Source organism: Pseudomonas cichorii (assembly GCF_019719005.1).
Lineage (GTDB): Bacteria > Pseudomonadota > Gammaproteobacteria > Pseudomonadales > Pseudomonadaceae > Aquipseudomonas > Aquipseudomonas cichorii_E.
On sequence record NZ_JAIGPJ010000003.1, the window covers coordinates 179,887 to 199,880 of the forward strand.

General features: G+C 59.3%; 17 protein-coding genes. 5 read left to right on the forward strand and 12 right to left on the reverse strand.

Features of this window, described 5'->3' with window-relative positions; all coding sequences use genetic code 11:
- Positions 1-2 precede the first annotated feature (2 nt).
- The 4 genes from gspG to K5D32_RS04425 form a co-directional block, all read right to left on the reverse strand.
- Positions 3-434: a type II secretion system major pseudopilin GspG gene (gspG, locus tag K5D32_RS04410; RefSeq protein WP_025259586.1), complete on the reverse strand. Its 432-nt coding sequence runs from the start codon at positions 432-434 to the stop codon at positions 3-5.
- Positions 435-458: 24 nt separating this feature from the next.
- A complete protein-coding gene (gene gspF, locus K5D32_RS04415; protein ID WP_221592718.1) occupies positions 459-1,661 on the reverse strand; it encodes a type II secretion system inner membrane protein GspF in 1,203 nt (400 codons plus the stop codon).
- On the reverse strand, positions 1,658-3,382 hold the full coding sequence (gene gspE / locus K5D32_RS04420) for a type II secretion system ATPase GspE (RefSeq protein ID WP_221576914.1): 1,725 nt from the start codon (positions 3,380-3,382) through the stop codon (positions 1,658-1,660). The genes gspF and gspE overlap by 4 nt, the downstream gene beginning before the upstream one ends.
- An 86-nt stretch (positions 3,383-3,468) precedes the next feature.
- Positions 3,469-3,687, reverse strand: a complete 219-nt coding sequence (locus tag K5D32_RS04425) for a hypothetical protein (protein ID WP_122321665.1) — start codon at positions 3,685-3,687, stop codon at positions 3,469-3,471.
- A gap of 484 nt (positions 3,688-4,171) precedes the next feature.
- Here K5D32_RS04425 and K5D32_RS04430 point away from each other — a divergent pair, with 484 nt between their 5' ends.
- Entirely contained in the window at positions 4,172-6,913 is a 2,742-nt protein-coding gene (locus K5D32_RS04430; protein WP_221599360.1) for a glycoside hydrolase family 3 protein, read from the forward strand.
- An 89-nt stretch (positions 6,914-7,002) separates the two neighbouring features.
- Here the strand turns inward: K5D32_RS04430 and K5D32_RS04435 are convergent, their stop codons facing one another.
- From K5D32_RS04435 to K5D32_RS04460, 6 genes are all read right to left on the reverse strand, one after another.
- On the reverse strand, positions 7,003-7,647 hold the full coding sequence (locus tag K5D32_RS04435) for a TetR/AcrR family transcriptional regulator (protein ID WP_221539948.1): 645 nt from the start codon (positions 7,645-7,647) through the stop codon (positions 7,003-7,005).
- An 80-nt stretch (positions 7,648-7,727) separates the two neighbouring features.
- The gene (locus K5D32_RS04440; protein ID WP_221599361.1) at positions 7,728-8,522 is read right to left on the reverse strand and encodes an ABC transporter ATP-binding protein; all 795 of its coding nucleotides are present in this window, start codon (positions 8,520-8,522) and stop codon (positions 7,728-7,730) included.
- On the reverse strand, positions 8,516-9,514 hold the full coding sequence (locus tag K5D32_RS04445) for an ABC transporter permease (RefSeq protein ID WP_221539944.1): 999 nt from the start codon (positions 9,512-9,514) through the stop codon (positions 8,516-8,518). Before K5D32_RS04445 ends, K5D32_RS04440 begins: the two co-directional genes overlap by 7 nt.
- Positions 9,501-10,574 carry an ABC transporter substrate-binding protein gene (locus K5D32_RS04450; RefSeq protein WP_221599362.1) on the reverse strand — a complete coding sequence of 358 codons (1,074 nt, stop codon included), beginning with the start codon at positions 10,572-10,574 and terminating at the stop codon, positions 9,501-9,503. The genes K5D32_RS04445 and K5D32_RS04450 overlap by 14 nt, the downstream gene beginning before the upstream one ends.
- Positions 10,575-10,727: 153 nt before the next feature.
- Positions 10,728-11,894: an MFS transporter gene (locus tag K5D32_RS04455; protein WP_221599363.1), complete on the reverse strand. Its 1,167-nt coding sequence runs from the start codon at positions 11,892-11,894 to the stop codon at positions 10,728-10,730.
- 6 nt (positions 11,895-11,900) lie between these two features.
- Complete coding sequence (locus K5D32_RS04460) at positions 11,901-12,440, reverse strand: GNAT family N-acetyltransferase (RefSeq protein ID WP_221592716.1); 540 nt, start codon at positions 12,438-12,440, stop codon at positions 11,901-11,903.
- Between the two features lie 106 nt (positions 12,441-12,546).
- On the opposite strand from K5D32_RS04460, the gene K5D32_RS04465 reads away from it, so the two are divergent.
- Positions 12,547-13,425: a LysR family transcriptional regulator gene (locus K5D32_RS04465; protein WP_221576908.1), complete on the forward strand. Its 879-nt coding sequence runs from the start codon at positions 12,547-12,549 to the stop codon at positions 13,423-13,425.
- A gap of 160 nt (positions 13,426-13,585) precedes the next feature.
- Positions 13,586-15,169, forward strand: coding sequence for an aldehyde dehydrogenase (NADP(+)) (locus K5D32_RS04470; RefSeq protein ID WP_221576907.1), 1,584 nt, complete (start codon positions 13,586-13,588; stop codon positions 15,167-15,169).
- 207 nt (positions 15,170-15,376) lie between these two features.
- Here K5D32_RS04470 and K5D32_RS04475 read toward each other — a convergent pair whose 3' ends face one another.
- Positions 15,377-15,958, reverse strand: coding sequence for a GNAT family N-acetyltransferase (locus tag K5D32_RS04475; RefSeq protein WP_201003167.1), 582 nt, complete (start codon positions 15,956-15,958; stop codon positions 15,377-15,379).
- Complete coding sequence (locus tag K5D32_RS04480) at positions 15,958-16,512, reverse strand: RNA polymerase sigma factor (protein WP_025259572.1); 555 nt, start codon at positions 16,510-16,512, stop codon at positions 15,958-15,960. Before K5D32_RS04480 ends, K5D32_RS04475 begins: the two co-directional genes overlap by 1 nt.
- Positions 16,513-16,902: 390 nt before the next feature.
- Here K5D32_RS04480 and sctW point away from each other — a divergent pair, with 390 nt between their 5' ends.
- Both sctW and sctV read left to right on the forward strand, forming a co-directional pair.
- Positions 16,903-17,892: a type III secretion system gatekeeper subunit SctW gene (gene sctW / locus K5D32_RS04485; RefSeq protein WP_260407201.1), complete on the forward strand. Its 990-nt coding sequence runs from the start codon at positions 16,903-16,905 to the stop codon at positions 17,890-17,892.
- Positions 17,889-19,994 (forward strand): type III secretion system export apparatus subunit SctV, encoded by a 2,106-nt coding sequence (sctV, locus tag K5D32_RS04490; protein ID WP_221599364.1) that lies wholly within the window; start codon positions 17,889-17,891, stop codon positions 19,992-19,994. Before sctW ends, sctV begins: the two co-directional genes overlap by 4 nt.

The window sequence follows — 19,994 nt, forward strand, 5'->3', positions numbered from 1 at the left end:
CCTTACTCCCAGTTGCCCAGGTCGGCGCTGTAGCCTTCACCACCAGGCTGACCGTCCTGACCATAGAAAATCAGATCGAAGCTGCCGTGCTGACCCGGAAAGCGGTAGCCGAACGCATGGCCGAACGGATCCTTGAGATCCGAAGGCTTGGCGTAAGGACCGTTCCAGCCCGAAGAATTGCCTGGCTTTTCCACCAGTTGCTGCAAAGTCTTGGGCGGCGAGCCGACATCCAGTGCATAGCTTTCGATCTTCATGCCCAGGCTGGCCAGTTGCGCCTTGCCCGCGCCGTATTTGCCCTTGTCGACGTTACCGCCCACCTGGCGCACGACAATGGTCGCCACGATGCCCAGCAGAACAATCACGGCAAGCATTTCCAGCAGGGTAAAACCGCCCTGTCGGCGTCCGGGTTTGAAGCGCGTACGATTAAGATTCATCGGGGTCATTCCTCATTCATGAATTCAGATATTGCTGGTCAGGCTCATCAGCGGCAGCATGATTGCCAGCATGATCACCGCGACCATGCCTGCCATGACCACCGTCAGCGCAGGCACCAGCGCCGCGAGCATGCGGTCGATGCCGCGCTTGGCTTCCACGTCGAAGACATCGGCGACCTTGAGCAACATGCTGTCCAGTTCGCCAGCCTGTTCGCCGACCTCGATCATCTGCAATGCCAGATCGGGCAACAGCGGTTGGGCACCAAAGGCACTGGCCAGTGTGCCGCCGCCCTTGACCGACTCTGCCGCCTGTTCAACCTGCACCTGCAAGGCCCGGTTGGTGCAGACCTGTCGGGCGATGACCAGCGCCTGCAATAACGCCACGCCATTACTGAGCAAGGTACCCAGGGTGCGAGTCAGGCGTGCAGCTTCGACTCGCTGCAACAGCGGGCCGATAACCCGGATACCCAGCAAGCGACGGTCACGGCGTTCGCGGCGCTGCGGGTCGCGCAGGCGCACGGCCATGGTCCAGGCCAACACAATCAGCCCGGCAAACAGCGCCAGACCGTAATCCCCCAGAAACTGCCCAAGGCCGAGAATGACCTCGGTAATCAGCGGGATCGGCACGCCCAGGTCCTTGAAGATCGGCACGAACTGCGGCACCACATAAGCCAGCAGCAAAGCCAGGGAGCCCAGCACACCGACCACCAGAAACGCCGGATAGATCAGCGCATTGATGACTTCGCCGCGCAGCAACTGGCTGCGCTCCAGATAATCGCTCAACTGACGCAGGGTGCTTTCCAGCGCACCGCCAGCCTCACCGGCTCGCACCATGCTGATATACAGCGGCGAGAACTGGCTGCCCTCTTCTTCCAGGGCGACAGACAGCGGTTTACCGGCTTTGACCTGTTCGCGAATCCGCTCGATCAAGGCTCTGGTCTGCGGCTGGCCGGGCTGTTTGAGCAGAATTCCCAGAGATCGTTCCAGAGGCTGGCCAGCACCCAGCAGCGTCGCCAGTTGCTGGGTAAAACTCACCAGGGCCGCGCCACTCAACAGCCCACGCCCAAAGGCACGGCTCAAACCGCCCAGGCCGGTACTTTCTATATGCAGCACCATCAGGCCGCGCTTTTGCAGGGCAGCGACGGCTGCTTCCTGATCCCTGGCTTCCAGTGCACCGTTCTGCACGGCACCCGAAGCATCCAGAGCACGAAACTTGAACAGGCTCATGAGCCGTCACCACGGGTGACGCGCAGCACTTCTTCCAGAGAAGTCACGCCCGCCACAGCCTGGCGCAAACCTTCTTCATGCAAGGTGCGCAAGCCGCCACGTCGAGCGGCCTCTTCCAGAGTCGCGGCATCGGCATGACGCATCAGCAGGCTGCGCAACTCTTCATTCATGACCAGCAATTCGGTAATTGCACTGCGCCCGCGATAACCGCCGCCCGGCGCATCGGCACGGGGTCGATAAAGGCGAATCGGACGCTCGTCGGTAAAGCGCTCAAGCCCGTGCTCGGCGATCAGTTCCGGCGGCGCATCGAAGGCTTCACGGGTAGCCGGGTCCAGACGACGCACAAGTCGCTGGGCCAGAATACCGTTGACCGTAGAAGCGATCAGGTAGCTTTCCACACCCATGTCCAGCAAGCGGGTGATACTCGCCGCCGCGCTGTTGGTGTGCAGGGTCGAAAGCACCAGGTGACCGGTCAGCGAGGACTGGATGGCGATACGGCAGGTTTCCAGGTCCCGCATCTCACCAATCATGATGACGTCCGGGTCCTGACGCACGATGGAGCGCAGCGCTCCGGCAAAGTCCAGGCCGATGGCGGGCTTGACCTGAATCTGATTGATGCCTTCGAGCTGATACTCCACCGGGTCTTCAACGGTGATGATCTTGCGCTCGGCAGTGTTGAGCCGCGACAAGGCGGTATAAAGCGTGGTGGTCTTGCCGGAACCGGTCGGGCCGGTCACCAGCAGAATCCCGTGGGGGCGCTCCAGCACATCCAGGAAATGCTGCAGACGCTCGCCATCGAAACCCAGGCTCGGGAAGTCGAAATCGATGGTCTGGCGATCCAGCAGACGCATGACCACCGACTCGCCAAAACTGGTGGGCACGGTAGAAACCCTCAAGTCCAGTTCCTTACCCTGGATGCGCAACATGATGCGTCCGTCCTGAGGCAGACGGCGTTCAGCGATGTCCAGGCGGGCCATGATCTTGACCCGGGAAATCACGGCTGCCGATGAACTGGAAGGCGGCGCTTCGGCTTCATGCAATACGCCATCGATGCGATAACGCACTTTGAGCTGGCTCTCGAAAGGTTCGATATGAATGTCAGAGGCCCGCTGTTCGACTGCACGCTGCAGGATCAGGTTGACCAGACGAATCACCGGCGCTTCGGAAGCCAGATCCTTGAGATGCTCGATGTCTTCCAGCGAACCGCCGTCTTCATCGAGGTTTTCAATCAGTGTGCCCATGGCCGAACGTCCCTGCCCGTAATAGCGCTCGATCAGGGTTTCAACTTCATTGCGCGGCCCCACAGACAGACTGACCGGCACTTCGCAGGCATAGGCAATGGCCTGGAACGGATACAACACGGCGGGGTTCGCCGCCAGCACCTGCAAACCGTTGTCACTCCACCCCACCGGCACCACTTGATAATGGCGCATGAAGCGCTCGGTCAAAGCTGGCAAAGGGTCAAGCAAGGGCGGCGCAGCTTCGGCCATCAATAGCGGGGCATTCAATAAAGCAGCCCAGGCACGGGCCAGCTCGAATTCGGAAACCAGACCCAACCGGGTCAACAGAGCCAGCAGGTCTGTGCCTTCGGACTCCTGCTGCAAGCGCTGTGCTCGCTCAAGATCCTGGGTTTTCAGACCGGCATTGCCCATCAGCCAGGCACATACCTGAGCGGCATCGGGAATCAGGAGCTGAGTAGCATCGACGGGTTCTGACTGCATTTGGGAGGAAATCTGTACACATCGGAGGGGCATAGACTACAGCACTCCCCCATAGCGAGGGAGGCCATGCTCAGAAACGTCTTACATCAATCGGACTGTTTCTGAGTAGTCGAACTCTGAGGACGACCGCCTTTGGTCGTTTCGGTGTTCTGCTTGCGAGTAGCCTTGGTGTCCTGAGTCTGAGTCATCACCGTGGAGTCGCTTGCACCGGAAGTCGCATCTGCATCCGTTGCTTCAGCCGCAACTACCGCGCCACTAAGCGCCATACCCAGAACAACACCCGCACCAAAAATCGACAACTTCATAGCAAATACTCCAACCAACTAAATTCAAGGGTTACATCAAGCAAGGCCAAGAAACCGAATCAGGCCTGGCAACTAAGCTGCTGACCATCAGGCGGCTTTCGACCCTGAAGACAGGGCTCGAAAATTCTTAAACCAATCGACCAGTAGGTTTAACAAGAGTTCCAAAATTGTAAAGAAAAAAGTCAAAAAACAACAAAAACACATTTTTATTTGACTTTTTATCGAAGCTTTCGTCTTAATTGTTGCGATTTGTTAGTTTCAGACACCTCCTAGTGATGGCCACTTGAAATCAAACAAAACAGCAAAACTTAAATAATACTTACATGATTGAACTTTCATAAAACAGCAACATCCGCTTGAAGTTAAAACACTTTGAATCGCGGCGACGGGAAACTGTTGCCCAACGAAAAGTCATGAAGCCCGCGACCCCCGTCGCCACTTCTCACTGCATGAACCCTTATTGAAAACGTTGTTGGAGAGACGCATGAACAAACGGAAAATGATCGGCGCCCAGTCGGCCCTGGCCCTGCTGGCATTGGCTGTATCTCAGGTGCACGCTGCCGACGCCACTCAGCAGGAAGCTCGTGAGGCTCGCGCCGAAAAGGCCGCGCAAAAGACCCTGGACAAGATGACCCAGGAAGAAAAACTGGCCTACATCGGTGGTACCGGCGGCTGGGACGTGAAGCCACTGTCCCAGTACGGCATTCCGCAGATTCACGGTGCCGATGGTGGCGTCGGTGTGCGTTACACCAGCGAAGGCAACGATCAGGGCGTGGTCTATCCGTCCGGTCCCAACCTGGCCGCTACCTGGAACCCGCGCCGCGCCATCGACCTGGGCCGTGCCCTGGGTTATGACACCGCCACTGGCGGCTATCAGTTCATCACCGGCCCGGGCATGAACCTGTATCGCATGCCCTACGGCGGCCGTGCGTTCGAATACCTCTCCGGTGAAGATCCGTTCCTGGGCGCCAGCCTGGCACCCGGCGTCATCAACGGCATCCAGGCACGTGGTGTGTGGGCCAACGCCAAGCACTACGCGGCCAACGACCAGGAAAGCAACCGTTTCAACCTGAACCAGCTCATGGATGAGCGCGTACTGCGCGAGATGTCTCTGCCTGCGTTCGAATCGGCTGCCAAGAACGGCAACGTCGCCATGATGATGTGCGCCTTCCAGAAAGTGAACGGCGAGTTCGCCTGTGAAAACGATCTCCTGATCAAGCAGATTCTCAAGAAGGAATGGGGCTTCAAGGGCTTCGTACAGAGCGACTACAACGCTGTCGTCCATGGTCTGAACGCTGCCCAGGCAGGTACCGACCTGGACATGATGGGCTACCAGATGAACAGCACCATCCTCAAGCCTTACCTGGACAGTGGTGAGTTGAGCGCTGCAACCATCGACGACAAGGTCCGCCGCATTCTCAAGCAGATCTACCTGTACAAGTTCGATACCAAGACGCCGCTGACCACCCACAACATGAACAGCGCCACCAGCAACAAGGTCGCCTTGAACGCCGCCCGCGAAGGTATCGTGCTGCTCAAGAACCAGAACGACCTGCTGCCGCTGGACAAGCAGAAGGTCAAGAAAATCGCTGTGGTCGGCAACCTGGCCAAATATGCACCGCCTACCGGTTTCGGCAGCGCCAACGTGCAGGCAACCCGCTACGTCAGCGAGTTGAGCGGCCTGCAGCAGATCGCACCGAACGCCAAGGTCGAATTCATCGACGGCCTGTCGCTGGACCCGAAAACCACTCAGTGGACCAGCACCAATATCGCTGGCGACGACGTGAAAGGCATGAAGGCCGAGTACTTCAGCAACGCCAACTGGTCCGGCGATGCGGCAGTGACCCGTACTGAAAGCCATGTCGATCTGGACTGGGCGAACGACACCGACCTGCCATTCGACAGCAATACCTCAGCCTCCGACCCTTACACCAGCAAGGGTTCGACTTCCGGTTCGCTCACTGGCGACACCTCGTCCACATCGGTTCGCTACACCGGCAAGATCACCCCGACCCAGAGCGGCGAGCAGGTGTTCAAGGTTCGTGCCGACGGTGCCGTACGCCTGTACGTCAATGGCAAGAAGATCATCGACAACGGCGACGGCAAGCCACTGCCGGGCAACAACATTCCGCCAACCATCCCGGAATACGCCAAGATCAACCTGGAAGCCGGCAAGAGTTACGACGTGAAACTCGAATACTCGCGCCGTGCCGGTTACCTGTCGACTATGGGCGGCCTGGTGGGCGTACAACTGAGCTGGGCTGCACTGAACGCACCTCAGGATCTGTCCGGCTACGATGCGGTAGTGGTTGCCGTTGGTAACAGTGCCGAATACGAAGGTGAAGGTTTCGACCACAGCTTCGACCTGCCTGAGTATCAGAACGAGCTGATTCAGAACATCGCCAAGGTCAACCCCAATACCGTAGTGACCATGTACGGCGGTACTGCTCTGAAAATGAGCGACTGGATCGATCAGGTTCCGGTGGCACTGCATGCGTTCTACCCGGGCCAGAACGGTGGTCAGGCGCTGGCCGAAATCCTGTTCGGCAAGGTCAACCCGTCGGGCAAGCTGCCGATCAGTATCGAACGCAATATCGAAGACAACCCGGCCTACGCGTCTTTCCCGAAATTCGACAACGAGAATACGCTCAAGGAAATGGACTACAAGGATGACCTGCTGCTGGGTTATCGCGGTTACGAGAAGAAAGGCATCAAGCCGCTCTACCCATTCGGCTATGGCCTGTCCTACACCACCTTCGGCTACAGCAATATCAGCGTTACGCCGGGCGTAGCGGTGGGCAATACGCCGATCAAGGTCTCGTTCGACCTGACCAACACCGGCAAGGTCGGTGGTTCGGAAGTCGCGCAGTTGTATGTTGGCCAGCAGAACCCGAAAGTCGAACGCGCCCTCAAGGAGCTCAAGGGCTACAAGAAGGTGTTCCTCCAGCCGGGTGAAAGCAAGCGCGTGACCATCGAGCTCAACGATCGCTCGCTGGCTTACTACGACGTCAACGCCAAGAAGTGGGTGGTGGATGCCGACACCTTCAACCTGTCGCTGGGCAGCTCGTCTCAGGACATCCGCCTGAACGCCAAGCTGGTCAACTCGTTCCGTCAGGAACTCTCGACCACCACCAGCAACCCGCTGCCACGTTCGGCACTGAACTCGGTGAATGTCAGCAAGCCGGCTGTGAAGACCGGTGGGGTGTTTGAGCAGGAAACCGAATAACCTTCGCAGGAGCGGATTTATTCGCGAGATGGCATTGAAGACGATGCATTTGCTTTGAATGTATCGGCCTCTCGCGAATGAATTCGCTCCTACCGGGTACGCCTTATGGTTTGATCGACCTGCGCAATGTAGGTATCGAAGCTTTCCACCAGATCAACCTGCTCCGGGAAACGCAGCCACTGGATCTGTAGCCCGTCCATCATCGCCAGGATCTGCTGGATCAGTGCTGGCAAATTAACATCCGCACGCACTTCCCCGCTTTCCACCAACTCCGAAAACTGTGCCAGCAGCCGCTGGTAGATCCGTTGGTAACGTGTCTGGAACCACTCCCAGGCAGGATGGCTTTCCAGCAGGCTTTCCGCATTGAGAATCGAGAACGCACGAATCACGCCCGGTGCCGTGGCATTGGAGCGGTTGATCGCACGCAGGCTGCCCAGCAGGCCGGTGAGGTTGTTTTCTGCACGAACTTCGTCGGCGATCTTGCGGCTGACTTCATCGCGCCGGTCCAGCACGCCCATCAACAGGGAGACCTTGCTGGGGAAGTGATGCAGCAAGCCTGCAACGGATATGCCGACAATCCCCGCCACCTGGGCCATGGACGCGCCGGTATAGCCTTCCAGGGAGAATACCTGCAAGGCCGCATCGAGCAGTTCTTCGCGGCGCTTTTCGCCTTTGGGCGCACGTCGTTGCCGGATGGCTGGCGACCCCGTGTCCTGTGGGTTGTGCCGGGTCATGGCAGGCTCCTTCTTGTTCAGGCGCGTACCCTACTCACTCAGGCGGCAGGTCGCAATCCCGTGGCGCGACCGACTATCGTCTACCACCGCTCACCCAACCCAAGCAGGCCAAGGATCTGGCGGCGCAGGTCAACAAGATAAGGATCGTCACGATGACGTGGATAAGGACGCTCGATGGTCAGTTGCGCCTTGATACTGGCAGGCCGGTCGCTGAAAACGATCACCCGATTGGCCAGCAGCAACGCCTCTTCGACATCGTGGGTCACCAACAGCGCGGTGTAGCCCTGGCGCTGCCACAGGTCGATCAGTTCCTGCTGCATGGCAATCCGGGTGAGGGAATCGAGCTTGCCCAGCGGCTCGTCGAGAATCAGCAAGCGCGGCTCGTTGACCAAGGCGCGTGCCAGCGCCACCCGCTGCGCCATGCCGCCAGACAATTGCCGTGGATAAGCACGACCGAACTGACTGAGCCCGACCTTGGCCAGCGCGGCATCGACCTTGGCCGAATGGGTTTTCAGCAAACCCTGGGCTTGCAGACCCAGCGCCACGTTGTCCCACACCCGACGCCAGGGATAGAGAGTCGGGTCCTGAAACACCACGACCCGTGAAGGGTCAGGGCCGCCAATGGGTACGCCATCGGCCAGCAAAGAACCGGAATCGGCGGGTTCAAGCCCGGCCACCAGCCGCAGCAAGGTAGACTTGCCGCACCCCGAAGGCCCGAGCAACGCGACAAACTCGCCGGGTGCGACATCCAGTGAAACCTTGTCCAGCACCGGCAAGCGCTGGCCATCCAGAGCAAAACCATGGCTGAGGTTATCGATACGCAATGCAAGCCCGGCTTGCGGTGAAGGATTTGAAGCCTGAGCTGCCGCTACCATTTCATGGTTCCTTGTTGCCAATCCAGCAGACGGTCACGAATCAGAAACAGCGCCGTGATCAGACCGGAACACGCCAGCGCCATGATCAGCAGCGCAGCGTACATATTGGCGTAGGCCGCCCAGCCTTGCGCCCACTGCAGATACCAGCCGATCCCGGATTTGACGCCCATCATCTCGGCCACCACCAGCGTCGAAAAAGATGCCCCCAGGCCCATGAACAGCCCGACGAACACATGGGGCAAGGCAGCAGGAATCGCCACGTTGAAAATCAGGAAGCCGGGCTTGGCACCCAGCGTACGCGCCACGTCGTAATAGGCCTTGTCGACACTGGCAACCCCCGACCAGGTCAGCACCGTCACCGGAAACCAGGTGGCCAGCGCAATCAGGAACACACTGGCGCTCCAGCTCGTGGGGAATAGAAAGAAGCACAACGGCAACAGGGCTGTGGAAGGCACCGGACCCAGAATGCGCAGAACCGGATGCAGCCAGTAGCCTATGCTGCTCGACCAGCCAATGGCGACCCCGGCGATAAAACCGGTCACGGCCCCCAGCGCCACACCAGTACCCAGCAACAGGGCCGAATGCAGCAGGCTTTCCAGCAGACGCGGCCAGTCTTCGACGTAGACATCCAGCAAGGCTTGTGGCGGTGCAAAAAATGGCACAGGCAGCAAACCCGACTTGGCCGTGAGCACTTCCCAGATACCCAACAGGATCGGCAATGCAATCAGCCACGGGCCTGCCGCCTGAGCCCGACGCGCCAATCCGTCAGACCAGCGCCCGGCAATACCGGCCAGCAGGATCAGCAGCGCAACCGCCAGACACAGATTCGCCAGGCCTTCGGTCATCGGCCATTTGCGCGTGGCGTTGGGCAGGTACAAGGTCAATGCGGCAACAACGATCCAGGCAAAAACCGCCACCGCACCCAGCTTCCAGAATCCGAAAGCCTGGCGGGATTCGTCAGTCGCCAGGGTGGAAGCCTCAACTGAAGACATCGGCGGTAATCTCCCTGGAGAATTCAACGGCATCGGTGCTCTGACGAATGACTTCGACGGTTTTCAGGTCCGTGACGTAGGTCTGGATTTCCTTGGTCAATGCCGCGCCGACGGCATGATGGCCGTGGGTATGGTCGTGAAGGATCGCCTGAACCTCTTCCACCGAGGTGTTCAAGGCATGAGCCTGGAAGCCCTTGGCGACCACTTCGGGATGTTTCACGGCGTAAGCGTGAGCCTCGAGAATCGCCTGAGTCAGGGCCGCCACCACGCGCTTTTCTTCGCGCACCAGCTTGCCGGTGACACCCACCACACAGCAGCTCAGGTTGGCGTACTCCTCCACCAGATTGGTGGACAGTTCACGCGCCTTGCCGGCGTTGATCAGGCGATACATGAACGGGTCGCTGCCGCTGACAGCCTGCACCTCCCCCCGCTCCAGCGCCGTCCCCAGCAAGTCTGCGGGGTAAAGACGCCAGTCCACATCCCGCACCGGGTCAACGCCATGCTTTTTGAGCAGCACCGAGAAAAAATTGCGGTCAGGACTGGCCATGTCGGTTACGCCAATGGCCTTGCCCTTGAGGTCTTCGAGCTTGTTGACCGGGCTGTTGACGGCACTGAGCAGGCGCAGGCAGCCGCCGTGGGTGCCTGCCGTCAGCTTGACGTCGAAGCCCTGTTCCAGCGCCTTGAGCCAGCGTAGTGCCATGCCGACACCGGCATCAGCCTTGCCGGTGGCAATGGCTTCCAGCAGCACCTCGGTGGAGTTGCCGAAGTTGACCAGCTCCACGTCCAGATTGTGCTTCTTGAAGAAGCCCTGACCATGGGCGATGACCACCGGTGCCAGACAGACTGCATTGAGGTTGACCGCCAGCTTGAGCGCCCGCGGCTCGTCCAGGCGAATGAAATCGCCAGTACCGGCAGGCTCGATATCCGGATGACTCAGATGCCCGGCATGCTCATCCACTGCCCAGCCGGAACGCGGCAACGACAGCAGCAAAGGGCTGGCCAGAACGGCACTGGCCCATCCCAGCAAGCGGCGACGGGTTAACGAATCAAAAGCGGGCATGCGGGTCGTTCCTTGAGAATGAAAACGGTGAAGGCCTTCACCGAGAAGTTTTAATAACTTTTCTCAAGGATCCAGCAACTGGTTAAAACCATATCACCGGGCCAGACATTCTATAAATTCATTTAAATTCTAAATAAATATGCAAATAGTCTATCAACTGACAGAAAACCGAGCGTAGCGCCGCAGGATAATCGCCAGGCCCCACACCAGCAGGCTGATGGCCAGCGAGAGCAATACCAGCCCGCGATCTCCTGAAGTTTCACGCACCATAGCGTAGAACCAGGGTGCGCCCGCCGCACACAGAAACCCCGGTGCCAGTAATCTGCCCTGCAACTGGGGGTAACAGGCATGGGCAAAAAGCTCGAACGGCAGGCTGGCACGCAGCAAAGTACACAGGCCGTTCATGGCGCCATAACCAAAGAGGAACAGGCAGGCCAGCCAGCCTCGCCCCTGGCTAAAGAGCGCCACGGTAAAACACAGTGTCAGACCGGCGCCCACCCAGACATTCAGACTTAGCGCCGATAGCGATTGCCCAAGCATTACCTGCAACAGACGGGCGCAGGTTTGCCCGATTCCCCACAAGGCCACCAGCCCCAGCGGCACACCTAACCCTGCCAACATGGCGGGCAAGTGCGCCGACAGACCCGCGGACATGAAGCCGATCAGCATCATGCTCAGGGCATAGCCGATCTGCGGCAGCCAGGGCATAACAATCGCTGGCTCACCGGATTCAGCACGTTCCTCTATAGAAGCTATGCGGGCGTTCGGCAGTCCGCCCGCCAACAGCCCGCCGAGCAAGGCCAGAGCGGCATACACCCCGAGCGCACTGCGCCAGCCGAACATCTCTTGCAAGTGATGGCCCAAGGGCCAGAATACCGCAGATGCCAGGCCACCCAGCAAAGTGATCTGCATCATCAGAGGACGGGCTCTGGCAGCCAGTAATCCGGCCAGCACTGCAAACAGCGCATCGTAAAGGGACAAACGCATCCCGACGCCAAGGATGCACCACGCCATGAAGTACAGCGTCGGGCCATGACACAGTGCCAGAGCGCAGCAGCCGACAGCATTGAGCAACGTCCCCAACTGCATCACCTGTCGTGCGCCCAGGCGCTCAATCAGGCGGGCAACCAGTGGCGAAACCAGCCCCATGACCAGCATCGCCACCGATAATCCGGCAAAGACCCGCTGCCCGCTCCAGCCCAGGTCATGGGCAATGGCGTTGCCAAAAGCGCCCGGCAGGTAAAACGTCACGCCCCAATTGATCAACTGCGCAACGCCCAGTCGCAACACTGCATGCCGGGGCAACCCCGAGCCGTTCACCCGGTTTCACACAGCAGGTTCAGGCAGGCTGAGCGAACCGTCGCCCAAGGCTCGCTGCATCAGCACGGTATCGACCCAGCGTCCGTGCTTGAAACCCACCGACTCGAAGACCCCGACACGATGGAAGCCCAGGCGCTCGTGCAGGCGGAGCGACGCAATGTTCTCGCTGTTACCGATAATGGCGATCATCTGCCGCCAGCCGCCTTGTACGCAGTGTTCGATCATTTCTGCGAGCAGTGCCTGACCGATGCCCAGACCGCCCAGGCCACTGCGCACATAAACCGAGTCTTCCACGGTAAACCGGTAGCCGGGACGTGGCCGATAAGGCGTGACATAGCCATATCCCACCACTTCTCCGTGGCGCTCGGCGACCCGGTAAGGCAAGCCTTTGGCGAGTACTTCGGCGCGTCGACGCCGCATTTCCGCCAGGCTCGGCGGCTCCAGTTCAAAGCTGGAAATCCCCTCCAGCACATGCTCGGCATAGATCGCCTGGACCGCAGGCATATCGTCATCGCGGGCGTCACGCAGAATCAGGGCATCGGTCATCTTTAAAACTCTTTGGCGGGTGCTATTGAATGAAGGCAATGATGCAGGGCGGCGAACCATAAACAAAGCTATGATTCCTCATCCTCAGCATAAGTAAAACTTTGCCATGCGCCGACTGAACCTCAATCATCTGCACACCTTTTCGCTGGTCATCACCCACGGCAGCTTCTCGGCGGCAGCCGAACGCCTGAACCTGACCCAACCAGCGGTAAGCCTGCAAGTGCGGCAACTGGAAGAGCATTTGAACCTGCGATTGATCGAGCGGGTGGGCAAGCGCATCAAACCCACTTCGGCAGGCAGCACCTTGCTGGAACATGCCTCGCGCATCGATGCGGTGGTCGAAGAAGCCATGCTGGAGCTTTCCAGCCACGCCCATGGCATCGCCGGACAAATCGCCATTGGCACCGGGGCAACCGCCTGCATTCACCTGCTGCCACCGATGCTGCAAGACCTGCGGCGACGCTTCCCGGACCTGGACGTGCGGGTCAGCACCGGCAATACCGACGGCATTCTCAAGGCCGTTGAAGAAAACCGTCTGGACCTGGCTCTGGTCACCCTGCCCGCTTCGGGCCGCAGCCTGGAGGTCACGCCGTTGCTGGAAGATGAATTCGTGGCAATTTTCGCCATCCAGCAAGAGCTGTTGCCCGAAGCCTTCACACCCCAGGCACTGAGCGATTACCCGCTGGTGGTGTTCGAAGCAGGCAGCAGCACACGCCTGCTCATCAACGAGTGGTACTTACAGGCGGGCATCCGCATCAAACCGGTGATGGAGCTGGGCAGCATCGAGGCCATCAAGGAAATGGTCGCGGCGGGCCTGGGCTACAGCATCGTGCCCCGTATGTCGGTGGCGGCTACCCATCATCGGCGCGGGTTGCAGGTTCATGCCCTGACACCGGGGCTGAGCCGTACACTGGGCATCGTGTTGCGGCAGGACAAACCGGTGAGCAAGGCATTGCGCAAGGTGCTGGATGCGCTTCGCGGCTGAGCGGTTCTGTTAGCCCCATATGCTGCTTTGGCAGTTGCATATGCTGTCGGCCAAGTTGTACGATGACTGCTGACCTTTATAGATTCGGCAACCCATAAAGGAGCGCAGGTCCCGCTTTCATCCGGACCTGTCTCCAACGTCAAAACAACAGGAGATACCGATGCCTAACATTCTCGGCCACAACTTCATCGCTGGCGGCCGCAGCGCCCTGGGTCAAATCCACCAGAAAAGCCTCGACGCCACGACCGGTGAAGAACTGCCGTACAGCTTCTCCCAGGCCACCGATGGCGAAATCGATGCCGCTGCTCTGGCTGCCAAAGAGGCCTTCCCTGAATTCCGTCAACTGAGCCCGGCCCGTCGCGCCGAGTTCCTTGAAGCCATCGCTGACGAGATCGACCAGTTGGGCGATGACTTCGTCGCCATCGTCTGCCAGGAAACCGCTCTGCCTCAAGCGCGTATCCAGGGTGAACGTGGTCGTACCAGCGGTCAGATGCGCCTGTTCGCCAAAGTCCTGCGCCGTGGCGATTACCTCGGTGCCCGCATCGATCTGCCGCTGCCGGATCGCAAGCCTCTGCCACGTGTCGACCTGCGCCAGTACCGCATCGGTGTCGGCCCGGTCGCCGTCTTCGGCGCCAGCAACTTCCCGCTGGCCTTCTCCACCGCCGGTGGAGATACCGCCGCTGCGCTGGCTGCCGGCTGCCCGGTCGTCTTCAAGGCCCACAGCGGTCACATGGCCACCGCCGATCTGGTGGGCAGTGCAATCATTCGTGCAGCCGAACGCACCAACATGCCAAAAGGCGTGTTCAACATGATCTTCGGCAATGGCGTCGGTGAAGGTCTGGTCAAGCACCCGGCCATTCAGGCTGTCGGTTTCACCGGTTCCCTGGGCGGCGGTAATGCGCTGAGCAAGATGGCCGCCGAGCGTCCACAACCGATTCCGGTCTTCGCGGAAATGTCGAGCATCAACCCGGTGGTGCTGCTGCCGGAAGCGTTGGCAGCACGCGGCGAAACCGTGGCCAAGGATCTGGCGGCTTCGGTTGTCATGGGTGCTGGCCAGTTCTGCACCAATCCTGGTGTGGTGATCGGTCTGCGCTCTGCAACCTTCTCGGCCTTCCTTGAGCAACTGACCGAGCACATGGGCGGCCAGGCTCCACAAACCATGCTTAACGCCGGTGGTCTGCGCAGCTACAGCAAAGGTGTCGAACACTTGCTGTCACATCCGGGCGTCACGCATCTGGCAGGCAAGCCGCAGGAAGGCAAGCAGGCTCAGGCGCAACTGTTCAAGGCTGATGTCAGCCTGCTGCTCAACGGTGACGAACTGTTGCAGGAAGAAGTCTTCGGCCCGACCACGCTGGTGATCGAAGTCGCTGACGATGCCGAACTGAAGAAAGCGCTGCTGGCCTTGCGTGGTCAGCTCACCGCGACCCTGATCGGCGAGCAGTCAGACCTGACCCAATACAACTGGCTGCTGCCGCTGCTGGAAGAGAAAGTCGGTCGCATTCTGATCAACGGCTACCCGACTGGCGTCGAAGTCTGCGATGCAATGGTCCACGGCGGTCCTTACCCGGCGACTTCCGATGCCCGCGGCACCTCGGTAGGCAGCCTGGCCATCGATCGTTTCCTGCGCCCGATCTGCTATCAGAACCAGGCTGACAGCCTGTTGCCACCTGCCCTGCAGAACGCCAACCCGCTGGGCCTGAAGCGTCTGGTCAATGGCGAGTGGAGCGACCAGCCTATCGTCTGATCGGTAGCCACAAAAAACAGCGGCGCGGCCTGAAAAGGGCTGCGCCGTTTTTTTTGCATCCACAACTGTGACCTTGTGCCGGATTGCCAGGACCTTGTGCCGGTCCTGGCCGGAATCAGCACCGCATCGACCGTCAATACGGTCGTGCGGTAGATAACACGGTATGCACCTTCAGCCAGTGCATACCCTTTTTTCAACGCTGGCGAATCAGACAGCCTCCGAAACGTTGATCCGCACCGGCACGTTCAACGACTGCCCCAATGGCAGACCAAACAGCAGAACGTCGGAACGTTGCTCACCGAAGCGGGCGATATTAGGCAAGCGAGCCCACAGGTGCGCACCCACCGCCGTGACGATCTTCTGGCTCGGAGTGTTGGCCGCCATGATCCAGGCCACCAGATTCTCGAGCCCGGCCTGCTGCCCCAGAATGACCGTCGCCTTGCAGAGCAGGACGCCAATGCCACTGCCGAAATGGTCGCCGCGCACGTAGATGGCCGTTTCTCCGGTTCTGTAGCAGGCCTGCGTTCCCCAACTGAAGCGGTTGATCGACAGCCAGCCCAGGACTTCGCCGCGACGCTCGTAAACGTAGACCGGCAAGCCATCGCGCTTGTAGAGGTTGACGTAGAACTTCACTTCTTCGTAGGTCATCGGCCGGGTAACCGGCGAGTTGGCACCACTGCCCGCCGTTTCATTGAAGATGTTCATCATGGCTTCGAGGTCGTCTTCAGTGAACTCGCGAATACCGCGTGGCAGACGTGGCAGCTCGGGTTTAGGGACAAAACTGTTCATCAGTGAATCTCCTTGGAATAAACGCTGGATTTGAGCTGTCCACGGGCACGGGCCAATCGTGAGCGGATGGTGCCAATCGGGATATCCAGGTGACGCGCAGCATCCTGGTAGCTGATGTCCGAATCGACCACCAGTTGAATGACAGTGCGCATGTCCACCGAAAGCTCTTCGATGGCTTCGAGGGTACGGCCAAGGGTGCGCTGGAAATCGCTGACCAGGCTTGGGTCGTGGCCATGTTCCAGGTTTTCCAGTTCGGAGTCGGTCAGCTCCATGCACTGAGGCTGGTTATAGAAGGTCTTGAAATGGTTCCTCACCAGGTTGGCTGCAATCCCGAACAGCCAGGTTTCAGGCCGGGAGGTGCCCAGGTATTTGTGCTGGTTGCGCCAGGCTTCCAGATACGTCATCTGCATCAGGTCATCGACATCCGCCTGATTGAACACACGTTTAGCGATGAAACCTCGCAGCTTTTTCTCGCTGCTTTTAGCAAGGCCACCCAAGTCCAGTGCGATAACACCAATGACTTTCCCTTCGCGCTGCATGCCTTTGACTTCCACGGTTGTATCTCCATATCCATAAGTAACTTTTGCCAGTAGTGGCCAGATAAGGAGAGCAGCGAACGTACCAACTATTTAATATTTTCAAGTCATTGTTTTATAAGGATTTACAGGCACGAAAAAGGGGGTTTTGTGCCATTTGTTGCATTCTCGACATAAAGGCTGTGCAAGAACTGGCACAGCATTCAAAACACCGGATTGCAGGAACCGGTTGCGCTTAAACGCCACTCAGCAAACACATGTTCCGAGGCGATAGCGCAGCCCATGAAAATCAACTCCTTCCCAGATATGCGGCCTGCTGACCTGGAGCCGCTCCCTCGCCCGCCTGTTGCGGAAACACGATCGTTCGCCCCCAAGAATCCATTGCTCGATTCCATGGAAGAAGTGGCGATGAAGTTCAGCGAAAGCGTGGAGCGCCACAGCAAGGGACTGGACGAGCGACATGTTCGCGAGTCCGGCAGTTCGCAACGTATCGAACGCATCGAGAAGCTGGCCGAGATGTACCGCCTGCTCGATAACAGCGAGCAGCCAACCCTGGAGCAGCAGGCCAGGCGCATGCAGATCCAGATGATGCAGCAAGGCAGTTCGATGCCTGACCTGCTGAAGATGGCGGACAACGACCCGGCGCGGGCCGACATTCTGTTGCAGCAGGTGGTGCGCCTGTCCGTTGCCGAAGGCAGCGAAACCAGTCACGACCAGGCTCAGACCATGCTTGAAGAGCTGCGTCTGACACACGGTGACAAGATTCGCGCCGGTCTGAATACCGCCAGCGCCATTGCCCTGTTCAGCAGCGACCCGCAGCAACGCAGCCTGATGCGCCAGCTTTATTACAAGGCAATCGTCGGTCAGCAGCCGCTGGCAAGCCTGCTGGAAGCCTTGCTCGAACGCTTCAATGAAGATCAGTTCGCCCGCGGCCTGCGCACCCTGCAACGGGCGCTGGCCGACGACATTGCCGCCCTCGCTCCTTCACTGCCGGGCGGCGTACTGCGCTCGATGCTGCGAGGCCTGGGCGCCAGCGGCCAGTTGAATAACCTGCTGAAAACCTGCCTGGCGCTGCTTGAACGCCTGGCCAAGAAATCTCCCGACAGCGCCATGACCGCACTGGGCATGAGCAAACGGGTGCTGCGCTTCTGCGGCAACGGTTTCTTCGCCCGCGACCTGACGCTGCTGGCCGAAGAAACCATTGGCCGCACGCCCAACCTGCAACCGCTGTTCTTCAACGGCCTGTATCCGTTGCTGCAAAACCTGCCCCTCCCGTTATGGAAGGACCTCAAGACCCGCCAGAACGGCCTGCGCCTGTTGCAGGGCCTGATGGATGAATTGTCTCGCCAGGAACGCAAGGCCATGGGCATGGAAGATGCCGGGAGAACCATCCAATGATCCGCATCATCCATGCACTGAACAGCCTCGCGCTGGCCGTGATGAAGCGCACGGAAATCGTCGGCGCGATCATGGTCATGGCCATCGTGTTCATGATGATCCTGCCCTTGCCCACCGCGCTGGTGGACGTGCTGATCGCCCTGAACATCTGTATTTCGTCATTGCTTATCGTATTGGCGATGTATCTGCCGCGCCCGCTGGCGTTCTCGACCTTCCCGGCAGTGTTGCTGCTGACCACCATGTTTCGCCTGGCCCTGTCGATTGCCACCACTCGCCTGATTCTGCTGCAACAGGATGCCGGCCATATCGTCGAAGCATTCGGCAGCTTCGTGGTCGGCGGCAACCTGGCGGTGGGCCTGGTGATCTTCCTGATCCTGACCATCGTCAACTTTCTGGTGATCACCAAGGGCTCGGAGCGGGTTGCGGAAGTGGCGGCACGCTTCACCCTGGACGCAATGCCCGGCAAGCAGATGTCCATCGACAGCGACCTGCGGGCCAACCTGATCAACGTGCGCGAAGCCCGGCATCGCCGTGAACAGTTGTCCAAGGAAAGCCAGCTGTTCGGTGCGATGGACGGCGCGATGAAATTCGTGAAGGGTGATGCCATCGCCGGCCTGGTGATCGTATTCATCAACCTGATCGGTGGCTTTTCCATCGGCGTGCTGCAGCACGGCATGGAAGCCGGTGACGCCATGCACCTGTATTCGGTACTGACCATCGGTGACGGCCTGATCGCTCAGATCCCTGCGCTGCTGATCTCCCTGACCGCAGGCATGATCATCACCCGTGTAGCCCCGGACAGTCAGACCGCCGACGCCAACATCGGTCACGAAATCGCCGAACAGCTCACCAGCCAGCCAAAGGCCTGGGTATTCGCCTCCATCGGGATGATGGGGTTCGGCCTGATTCCGGGGATGCCGACCCTTGTGTTTGCGTGCATCAGCTCTCTGTGCCTGTTCAGCGGTCTGATCCAGTTGTGGCGGATTCGTCAGAAAGAGCTTTATCAGGATCAGGTCGGCTCCGCCCGCAATGCAGCGCCCGAACTCAATGGTCGAGAGGATATCCGCCGCTTCAACCCGTCACGGGCCTACCTGCTGCAGTTTCACCCAAGCCATCAGGGTTTGATGGAGCTCGACATGCTGGTTCAAGGCATTCGCCAGCGCCGCAACACACTGGTTCACAACTTCGGCCTGACGCTGCCCTCCTTCGATATAGAGTTCACGCAGAATTGCGAAATCGATGAATTTCGCTTTTGCGTTTATGAAGTGCCTTTCATTCGCGCCACCGTTTCCCTGACCCACGTGGCCGTCGATATTCGTGATGTCGAGGAAGACCAGCCCGGCGAACCCGGACGTGTCGACCGCGACGAAGCCCAGTGGATGTGGGTGGATGCAAACGATCCGCTGTTCGAGGACGAGGACATCGTCGGCATACGGCCTCATGAGCTGATCCTGGAGCGCATGAGCCGCGCCTTCCAGGCCACCGGCCCGCAATTCATCGGTCTTCAGGAAAGCAAGGCGATCCTCAGCTGGCTGGAGTCCGAACAACCGGAACTGGCCCAGGAGCTGCAACGCACCTTGCCTCTGGCGCGTTTTGCTGCCGTGTTGCAACGTCTTTCTGCCGAACTGGTTTCCCTGCGCTCGGTCAGGCCGATTGCCGAAACCCTGATCGAACAAGGCCAGCATGAGCGCGACCTCAATGCCCTGACCGACTATGTACGCATCGCCCTGAAAGCGCAGATCTGCCATCAGCACAGCGAAGAAAACACCCTCAATACCTGGCTGGTGACGCCGGAAACAGAAGTGTTGCTGCGCGATGCCCTGCGCCAGACCCAGAACGAGTCCTACTTTGCCCTCGAACCCGAGCTGGGCAGTGCGCTGCTCGAACAGTTGCGCGAAGCCTTTGCCCTGCAATCGAACCCGCCATCCAGTCCCAAGGCTGTATTGCTGGTAGCCCAGGACCTGCGCAGCCCCTTGCACAGCCTGCTGGCAGAAGAATTCAACCACGTACCCGTGCTGTCTTTCGCCGAGTTGTTATCCACGGTGCAAGTCAAGGTTCTGGGTCGCATCGACCTGGATGAAGCACAAGCCCTGATGGCCTGA

What these genes read in the sequence shown, in the direction of transcription:
- gspG (WP_025259586.1), bottom strand. Translation starts at nt 434, where the DNA reads ATGAATCTTAATCGTACGCGCTTCAAACCCGGACGCCGACAGGGCGGT.
- gspF (WP_221592718.1), bottom strand. Translation starts at nt 1,661, where the DNA reads ATGAGCCTGTTCAAGTTTCGTGCTCTGGATGCTTCGGGTGCCGTGCAG.
- gspE (WP_221576914.1), bottom strand. Translation starts at nt 3,382, where the DNA reads ATGCAGTCAGAACCCGTCGATGCTACTCAGCTCCTGATTCCCGATGCC.
- K5D32_RS04425 (WP_122321665.1), bottom strand. Translation starts at nt 3,687, where the DNA reads ATGAAGTTGTCGATTTTTGGTGCGGGTGTTGTTCTGGGTATGGCGCTT.
- K5D32_RS04430 (WP_221599360.1), top strand. Translation starts at nt 4,172, where the DNA reads ATGAACAAACGGAAAATGATCGGCGCCCAGTCGGCCCTGGCCCTGCTG.
- K5D32_RS04435 (WP_221539948.1), bottom strand. Translation starts at nt 7,647, where the DNA reads ATGACCCGGCACAACCCACAGGACACGGGGTCGCCAGCCATCCGGCAA.
- K5D32_RS04440 (WP_221599361.1), bottom strand. Translation starts at nt 8,522, where the DNA reads ATGGTAGCGGCAGCTCAGGCTTCAAATCCTTCACCGCAAGCCGGGCTT.
- K5D32_RS04445 (WP_221539944.1), bottom strand. Translation starts at nt 9,514, where the DNA reads ATGTCTTCAGTTGAGGCTTCCACCCTGGCGACTGACGAATCCCGCCAG.
- K5D32_RS04450 (WP_221599362.1), bottom strand. Translation starts at nt 10,574, where the DNA reads ATGCCCGCTTTTGATTCGTTAACCCGTCGCCGCTTGCTGGGATGGGCC.
- K5D32_RS04460 (WP_221592716.1), bottom strand. Translation starts at nt 12,440, where the DNA reads ATGACCGATGCCCTGATTCTGCGTGACGCCCGCGATGACGATATGCCT.
- K5D32_RS04465 (WP_221576908.1), top strand. Translation starts at nt 12,547, where the DNA reads ATGCGCCGACTGAACCTCAATCATCTGCACACCTTTTCGCTGGTCATC.
- K5D32_RS04470 (WP_221576907.1), top strand. Translation starts at nt 13,586, where the DNA reads ATGCCTAACATTCTCGGCCACAACTTCATCGCTGGCGGCCGCAGCGCC.
- K5D32_RS04475 (WP_201003167.1), bottom strand. Translation starts at nt 15,958, where the DNA reads ATGAACAGTTTTGTCCCTAAACCCGAGCTGCCACGTCTGCCACGCGGT.
- sctW (WP_260407201.1), top strand. Translation starts at nt 16,903, where the DNA reads ATGAAGTTCAGCGAAAGCGTGGAGCGCCACAGCAAGGGACTGGACGAG.
- sctV (WP_221599364.1), top strand. Translation starts at nt 17,889, where the DNA reads ATGATCCGCATCATCCATGCACTGAACAGCCTCGCGCTGGCCGTGATG.